Raw genomic sequence first — 7,870 nt, forward strand, 5'->3', positions numbered from 1 at the left:
TTTTCATGTCTCATTCTCAAAAAGCCTCAAAGCAGCTTCATCCTGTCATGTTTGCAGGAACGGGCAGCGATGTGGGTAAAAGTATAATCACTGCGGCGTTTTGCCGTATCTTTCTACAGGATGGTTATCGTCCTGCACCTTTCAAAGCGCAAAATATGGCGTTGAATTCCTATGCTACACCCGAAGGGTTGGAGATAGGGCGTGCACAAGCTGTACAGGCCGAAGCTGCGGGCGTACCTTGCCATACGGATATGAATCCTTTGCTGTTGAAGCCGACTACAGACAAGGTTTGTCAAGTTGTGCTTAATGGAAAGCCGGTAGGTAATCAACACGCTTATGAGTACTTTAGAGTGGAAGGCAGAGAGCAACTCCGCAAAGAGGTAAATGATGCATTCGACCGTTTGGCACAGCGATACAATCCTGTGGTGATGGAAGGTGCAGGCAGTATTTCGGAGATAAATCTGCGGGCTGTCGATTTGGTAAATATGCCAATGGCTATACATGCCAAAGCCGATGTAATATTGGTGGCGGATATAGATCGGGGTGGTGTTTTCGCTTCTGTCTATGGCTCTATTATGTTGCTCACCGAAGAAGAAAGAAAGCATGTAAAAGGTATTCTTATCAATAAGTTCAGGGGAGATATCCGCTTGTTCGAATCGGGTGTTAAGATGATAGAAGACCTTTGCCAAATACCGGTAATTGGCGTTGTGCCATACTATAAGGATATTTATATAGAAGAGGAAGACTCTGTGATGCTGCAAACAAAGAATCTTCAGGCCACACATGGGAAGGTGAATGTTGCAGTCGTATTACTAAGGCACTTGTCTAACTTTACTGACTTTAATGTATTGGAGCGTGACCCGCGTGTACATCTTTATTATACCAATAATACAGATGAAATAGAAAAAGCAGATATCGTGCTCATACCCGGCAGTAAGAGTACTCTTTCCGACTTATACGAGATCCGTCGCAACGGTGTAGCCCAAAGTATTGTAAAAGCCCATAAAAACGGAGCAACAGTAGTCGGTATCTGTGGCGGCTATCAGATAATGGGGCAGGAGGTTTGCGATCCCAATCACGTGGAAAGTAATATAGAACGCTTACCCGGACTAGGACTACTGCCTATAACAACACAGATGGAAGGCGAAAAAGTAACCCGTCAGGTGAAGTTCTCTTTCTTGAATACCCAATCTGTATGTGAAGGCTACGAAATACACATGGGAGCAACTACTCCGGTAGAGAATGCAAAACAAGCTTCTTTAAATAGACTGGAAGATGGTAGGGGAGACGGGTATTTTGTAAGTGAGAAATGTTTTGGTACATATATACATGGTATCTTGGACAATGGGGTAGTTATAGATTATCTTTTATCTCCTTATGCCGATAAACTATCCGATACGCCTTTCGATTTCAAGGCGTTTAAAGAAGAACAATACAATAAGTTGGCAGACCATGTTCGTAAGCATGTGGATATGGATTTGGTTTATAAAATAATGACAGATAACAACGGCTTATCATGATCAACGGGCACGGAGACGATATATATAATTACGGTAAGAAAATCGTAAGTAATTTCAGTTCTAATATATATACCCGGCAGGACTTGTCTGTATTGGATGACTATTTGTGTTCTCGTATAGCGTCGATACACTCGTATCCCGAGCCGGATGCAATTTCTCTTTCGAGACTGATAGCAGATCAAAACCAAGTAGCTACAAATAATATCTGCATAACAAATGGTGCTACCGAAGCCATTTATATGATAGCTCAGGCTTTTAGAGGAAAACACTCTGCTGTTATTCACCCTACCTTTAGCGAATACGGAGACGCCTGTTTGGTAAATGACCATGTTGTCAGTATGGTAAAATCTATAGATGATGTCCCGGAGCAAGCAGATATCGTTTGGCTTTGTAACCCTAACAATCCTACAGGAACAGTTACAGATAAAGAGACGTTGAAAGAATATATCATATCTCATACTGAGAAATATATTGTTATAGATCAGTCTTATGAATATTTTACAACCAAATCGCTGTTTTCTGTATCAGAAGCAATGCAATACAAGAATGTGATATTGTTGCATTCTATGACAAAGCGTTATGCTATTCCCGGACTTCGGTTGGGATATATAACGGCCTGTTCAGAAACATTGGCATTGATTTCTAAATATTGTATGCCTTGGTCTGTAAACGGATTGGCGATAGAGGCGGGTAAATTCCTATTGGAGAATGGAGCTGAGATAATAAACGTAGAAGAATATATTGCAGAAGCAAAACGCTTCCATAAGGGATTATCACAGATAGAAACACTAGAGGTATATGATACCGATACACATTTTTTCTTATGCCGGCTGACGGATAAAAAAGCTTCGGAACTAAAAGAATATTTGATTCAAAAACATGGCATACTAATCCGTGATGCTTCTAATTTTTATGGCTTGAATGAACATTATTTCCGTGTTGCAACACAGTCGCCCGAAGAAAATGATACGTTTGTAAAAGCAATTAAAGGATGGATATAAAACTCTTGTATACTCTTTTGCCTTTGTTGATAGGCTGGACTGCCGACAAATTGTTTGGCGACCCCCGCTGGTTGCCCCATCCAGTAGTGGCTATGGGTAAAATTATAGCATGGGGCGAAAAGCAACTCAACAAAGGAAATAAACGAATGATGAAAGGAGCTTTATTTTCTATTATTCTGATTTTATCGAGTTTCCTTGTTCTTTTCTTTATTATTAAAGGATTGGATTATGTAAATCCATATCTGTCTATAGCCTTTTCTTCTGTCGTGGTTTTCTTTTGCCTTGCAGGTAAGACTTTGATAGATGAGGTCCGAAATGTCTTTGTGGCTGTCGACTCTTCGGTCGAAGAAGGACGAAAACAGGTTGCCCGTATCGTAGGACGTGATACTTCTGCTTTGTCGCCGCAGCAGATACGTACGGCTGCGTTAGAAACATTATCCGAAAATCTTAGTGATGGAGTTATTGCTCCATTATTTTGGTTTATACTTTTGGGTGTACCCGGCATGTTTGCCTATAAGATGGTCAATACGTTAGACTCTATGATTGGATATAAGAGCGATCGGTATAAGCAATTTGGATGTTGGGCTGCACGGATAGATGATGTTGCAAATTATATTCCTGCACGTTTAACATCTTTACTGATGATAGTCGTAAGTGGAAAAATATCATTGTTATCGTTTGTCCGAAAGTTTGGCTCTCAGCATGCAAGCCCCAACTCTGGCTATCCCGAGGCTGCTTTAGCCGGTATTCTTAATTGTCGCTTTGGTGGATCGAATGTCTATTTCGGACAACGGGTCGAAAAGCCTTATATCGGATATAATGATAAAGAACTGACTTACACAGATCTTAAAATTGCTGTTCGGGTCAATATCCGTACGGAGATATTAATGGTATTTGCGGTATGTGTCGATCTGTTTTTGCTGTCGTACTTTTAAATAATTGACCTTTCATCTAAAATATGTTGTTTAGCATAATGATATTATTTATCCGTTCGTAATCAATTGTTTATATTTTATTGTTTAAATATGTGTGCGCACACATATTGTTTGCTAATCTTAAAAGATTAATTTTGCAATCAAGTAATATGTATACAGACATACAGTTTCTATCGAAATATGAATATACGAATTATAGATATAGCCCGCATGGCTGGTGTTTCCACCGGTACGGTCGACAGGGTACTGCACAATAGGGGAAGGGTATCAGAAGAGAAAAGAGCCAAAGTTGAAAAGGTTCTGAAAGAAATAAACTACGAGCCGAATATGGTCGCCCGCTTTCTGGCATCAAAGAAGAGTTACAAGTTTGCTATTCTTGCGCCCACTTATTCTTTCGGCGATTATTGGCAGTTGGTCTGTGAAGGCGTCGATAAAGCTACAGATGAATTGAAGAAATTCAATATAAGCACAGAGTACTTCCTTTTCAATCAATATGATCGCTTTTCCTTTGTCAATGCTGTTAATTCATTTAAGGAGAAAGAGTTTGACGGCGTGTTGATTGCTACTCTGTTTGGCGATTATGTTATCAAGTTGTCAAAAGAACTGGACGCTAAAGGCATGCCATACATTTATATAGATTCGGGTATATCGGGGCAAAAAGACCTATCTTACTTTGGCGGCGACTCATTCGGTACAGGAGTTATCGCTGCTAAGCTTTTATTGAACGAGGTAGGAACAGCAGCTGATATCATAATAGCTCATATACGTTTCAGATATAAGGAGATATCTGTACAAATGAAAACCCGTGAAAACGGATTTATGGAATATCTCGAGAATAACAACTTTAGGGGGAATATCCATCATATTGAAATTAACCCCGATGATTATACGATGACTCTTCTTGAGGTCAAAGATATTATCAATAATAGTCAGGGTTTGGTTGGAGGGATCGTTCTTAATTCACGAATATATGAACTGGTTACCCTCTTAGAAAAACTTGATGCCGATCAGCAAAATAAGATTAGGTTAGTCGGGCATGACGCCATCGAACGAAACATAAAAGGATTGAGGGATGGACGTATATCTTTCATCCTTTCGCAGCGTCCCGAGCTGCAAGGATATGATGCTCTGAAAGCAATGGGGAACTATTTCTTATTCAAGCAAGTTCCCGAAAAAGTAAACTATATGCCGATAGATATACTCATAAAAGAAAACGTTGACTATTACAGTAATTATAAACTATGAAAAAAAACATATTCGATATCCAAGATAAGGTTGTAGCCATTACAGGAGGCTATGGTATATTAGGTGCACAGATGGCAGAATACTTAGCAGAGCAGGGTGCTAAAGTTGTTATTCTGGGACGCTCTAAAGAAAAGGGAGAAGCCCTTGCTGAGAAAATAAGACTAGCGGGCAATGAGGCGGCTTTCTTTGTGTCGGATGTTCTGAACAAAGCCAACCTTGAAGAAAATAGAGAAGCGATAGTCCGCAAATATGGCAAAATAGATGTGCTCATAAATGCAGCCGGAGGGAATATGGCGGGTGCTACTATTCCACCTGATAAAACAATCTTCGATATCGATGTTACTGCATTTCGAGATGTGATGGATCTCAATCTCTTTGGTTCGGTATTACCTACTTTGGTTTTTGCAAAGGCGATGGTAGACAATGGCAAAGGCAACATAATCAATATTGCTTCTGAGTCTTCGTTTCGCCCGTTAACTCGTGTAATGGGCTATGGTGTGGCAAAAGCTGCTGTAGCCAATTTTACAAAGTATATGGCCGGAGAGCTGTCTCTCAAATTTGGGGATAATTTTCGGGTGAACGCCATTGCTCCGGGCTTCTTCATTACTGAGCAAAATCGTTCGCTATTGCTTAATCCCGATGGTTCGTATACCGATCGGGCAAAGTCAATTATAGCACATACGCCATTTCGTCGATTTGGAGAATCGGATGAACTGTTAGGCTCAATTCACTATTTGGTAAGCGATGCGTCGGGTTTTGTAAATGGTTCTATTCTTCTTGTAGACGGAGGATTCGATTCATTTACTATTTGATATATACTGAATATAAGAAAAAAATAATATATGATACTTAGCGAACAAACGTGGAGATGGTACGGGCCAAATGACCCGGTATCATTGTCGGATATAAAGCAAGCAGGGGCAACAGGAATTGTAACCGCACTGCATCATATCAAGAATGGTGAAGTGTGGACAGTGGAAGAAATACAAAAGCGCAAAGATATAATTGAAAGTGCCAGTCTCAGGTGGTCTGTTGTGGAAAGTATCCCTGTGCATGAACATATAAAAACGCAGGAAGGAGACTACCGAAAGTACATTGATAACTATAAAGAAAGTATTCGTAATCTAGCTAAATGCGACATTACGATTGTGACATACAATTTTATGCCAGTGCTGGATTGGACACGTACCGACTTGGCTTATACAATGCCCGACGGGTCGAAGGCCTTACGCTTCGAGCGTGCTGCTTTTATGGCGTTCGAATTGTTCATACTAAAACGTCCCGGTGCAGAGCAAGAATACTCATCTGAAGATATTGCTAAAGCGAAGAAACGTTTCGAAGAAATGACGCAGGAGGATAAAGACCTATTAGTCCGTAATATGATTGCCGGACTACCGGGTGCAGAAGAAAGTTTTACCCTTGAAGAGTTCCAAGCGCAGCTCGACCGTTATAGAGATATAAATGCAGATAGGCTAAGAAAAAACCTGATAGAGTTTGTAAAAGAGATTGCGCCCGTTGCCGATGAGGTCGGTGTGAAGCTGGCTATTCATCCCGATGATCCGCCTTATCCGATTCTCGGATTGCCACGTATTCTGAGCACGGAATCAGACTTTAATAAATTGGTTGAAGCTGTGCCTAACAATTCAAACGGACTATGTTTTTGTACGGGCTCATTCGGTGTGCGTGCCGATAATGACTTGCCTAATATGATCAAACGCTTGGGTGACAGAGTCAACTTCGTGCATTTACGTTCTACTCAGCGTGATGCGGAGGGCAATTTTTATGAGGCAAATCATCTCGAAGGCGATGTGGACATGTATGGCGTTATGAAAGGACTCTTGGAAATACAACAGCAACGTAATATATCTATTCCTTTCCGCCCCGATCACGGACATCAGATGATTGACGATCTGAACAAGAAAACCAATCCGGGGTATTCCTGTATTGGTCGCCTCAGAGGCTTGGCTGAGCTTCGGGGTTTGGAACAGGGGATAGCTAAGACGCTATATCAGTAATTATTATAGCTTGTCATTCTGAATGTAACGAACGTTCTCTATCGGATATGAGATGCTTGATTTCATTCAGAATGATAAGTCCTGTCTACTTATAGGTAGTAATATTCTTTACTCCTACAATCTTCTTCTCTTTTATAGAAGTGCTAAACAGGCTTTTTATATCTTCTGCTGTGTATTCACTTGCAGGGTTAAAGTCGGCAGAACTCATATAATCGATTATAGCCTGCCCAAACTGTTTTCCTTCGGGTTTGTCGCTAATAGCTTTCAGATCGCACATACAAACAAGCAATTTTCCTTTACCAACCTGCATTTCGAATATCAATCCAAGTTTGTGGTTACGCTCTATATTGTCAATTACTTGCACCAACGGTTTGTAATCTTTAGGGGTTCTGTCGAGAATAAAAGGTCTTGAGTTTTTTGATATAATCCACCATTGCCAGTTGCTATGTGTTTCAGTCGGAAACTCCTTGAATAGCTGATGGGAAGGGTCTGTCAATATAGAGAGTGTTCCCGGAGACACATCCCTTTTCAACCATTCCGAAATATTCTTGAACATAGCGTAATTCCAATAGTCGGGAGTAAACAATCCTCCCACAGAAAGCTTTTCTACTTCTTTATGATCGGGAATATATAATACTTTATGTCCCTGCTGTAGCAAGTCTAGAGCTTGTTTCAGGCTCGAAGCTTCTTTTATATCCGATTTTACAGATACTTGCTTATCGGGATATACCCATATATCGTATTTATTTACATGAGGGCCTGTCTGTAATGTTAATACGAGTTGAGTTGCCGTATTTATATCTTGAAGAGGTACTTTTATTTTTCCTACTTCGCCTAAATGACCTTGAGAAATATTGATAGGAAATTCTCCTCTGGCTACATTTACATTGCTATGCGCTTTGCTTAGCGTCCATGACAAATTCTTTTTCGAGAGAGCTTCCTTCGAATAGTTGCTTAGTTTTATCTCGGCTGTAAATATCTCGTTATTGCTCCAGCAGTATTTAGGCATAATCGAAAGTGGGACTATTTCGTCACAAAAACCGTCGAATTCTTCTGCCGCCATTCCGCCCTTATTATCCATAAAAGCATCCAGTATACCTACATAGGCACTTCCTTGCCCCGGATAATAAGGGCGGAATGGCGGCAGAAGAATT

6 protein-coding genes and 1 pseudogene are annotated in these 7,870 nt (G+C 40.6%); 6 read left to right on the forward strand and 1 reads right to left on the reverse strand.

All coding sequences use genetic code 11. From position 1 onward, the window contains the following. Window positions 1-5 precede the first annotated feature (5 nt). From LDB17_RS07390 to uxuA, 6 genes are all read left to right on the forward strand, one after another. Window positions 6-1,520 (forward strand): cobyric acid synthase, encoded by a 1,515-nt coding sequence (locus tag LDB17_RS07390; protein WP_252636844.1) that lies wholly within the window; start codon window positions 6-8, stop codon window positions 1,518-1,520. Then, complete coding sequence (locus LDB17_RS07395) at window positions 1,517-2,521, forward strand: threonine-phosphate decarboxylase (protein ID WP_252636841.1); 1,005 nt, start codon at window positions 1,517-1,519, stop codon at window positions 2,519-2,521. Before LDB17_RS07390 ends, LDB17_RS07395 begins: the two co-directional genes overlap by 4 nt. Further along, on the forward strand, window positions 2,512-3,456 hold the full coding sequence (gene cbiB / locus LDB17_RS07400; RefSeq protein ID WP_252636840.1) for an adenosylcobinamide-phosphate synthase CbiB: 945 nt from the start codon (window positions 2,512-2,514) through the stop codon (window positions 3,454-3,456). The genes LDB17_RS07395 and cbiB overlap by 10 nt, the downstream gene beginning before the upstream one ends. 180 nt (window positions 3,457-3,636) lie before the next feature. Beyond that, the gene (locus LDB17_RS07405; protein WP_252636838.1) at window positions 3,637-4,701 is read left to right on the forward strand and encodes a substrate-binding domain-containing protein; all 1,065 of its coding nucleotides are present in this window, start codon (window positions 3,637-3,639) and stop codon (window positions 4,699-4,701) included. Beyond that, window positions 4,698-5,513 (forward strand): SDR family oxidoreductase, encoded by an 816-nt coding sequence (locus tag LDB17_RS07410; RefSeq protein ID WP_252636836.1) that lies wholly within the window; start codon window positions 4,698-4,700, stop codon window positions 5,511-5,513. The genes LDB17_RS07405 and LDB17_RS07410 overlap by 4 nt, the downstream gene beginning before the upstream one ends. A 30-nt stretch (window positions 5,514-5,543) precedes the next feature. Further along, on the forward strand, window positions 5,544-6,716 hold the full coding sequence (gene uxuA / locus LDB17_RS07415) for a mannonate dehydratase (protein WP_252636834.1): 1,173 nt from the start codon (window positions 5,544-5,546) through the stop codon (window positions 6,714-6,716). Between the two features lie 85 nt (window positions 6,717-6,801). Here uxuA and LDB17_RS07420 read toward each other — a convergent pair. Next, window positions 6,802-7,870: pseudogene (locus LDB17_RS07420) on the reverse strand (glycoside hydrolase); the annotation flags it as partial.

Source organism: Dysgonomonas sp. Shenzhen-Wh21, assembly GCF_043392705.1.
Taxonomy (GTDB): Bacteria; Bacteroidota; Bacteroidia; order Bacteroidales; family Dysgonomonadaceae; genus Dysgonomonas.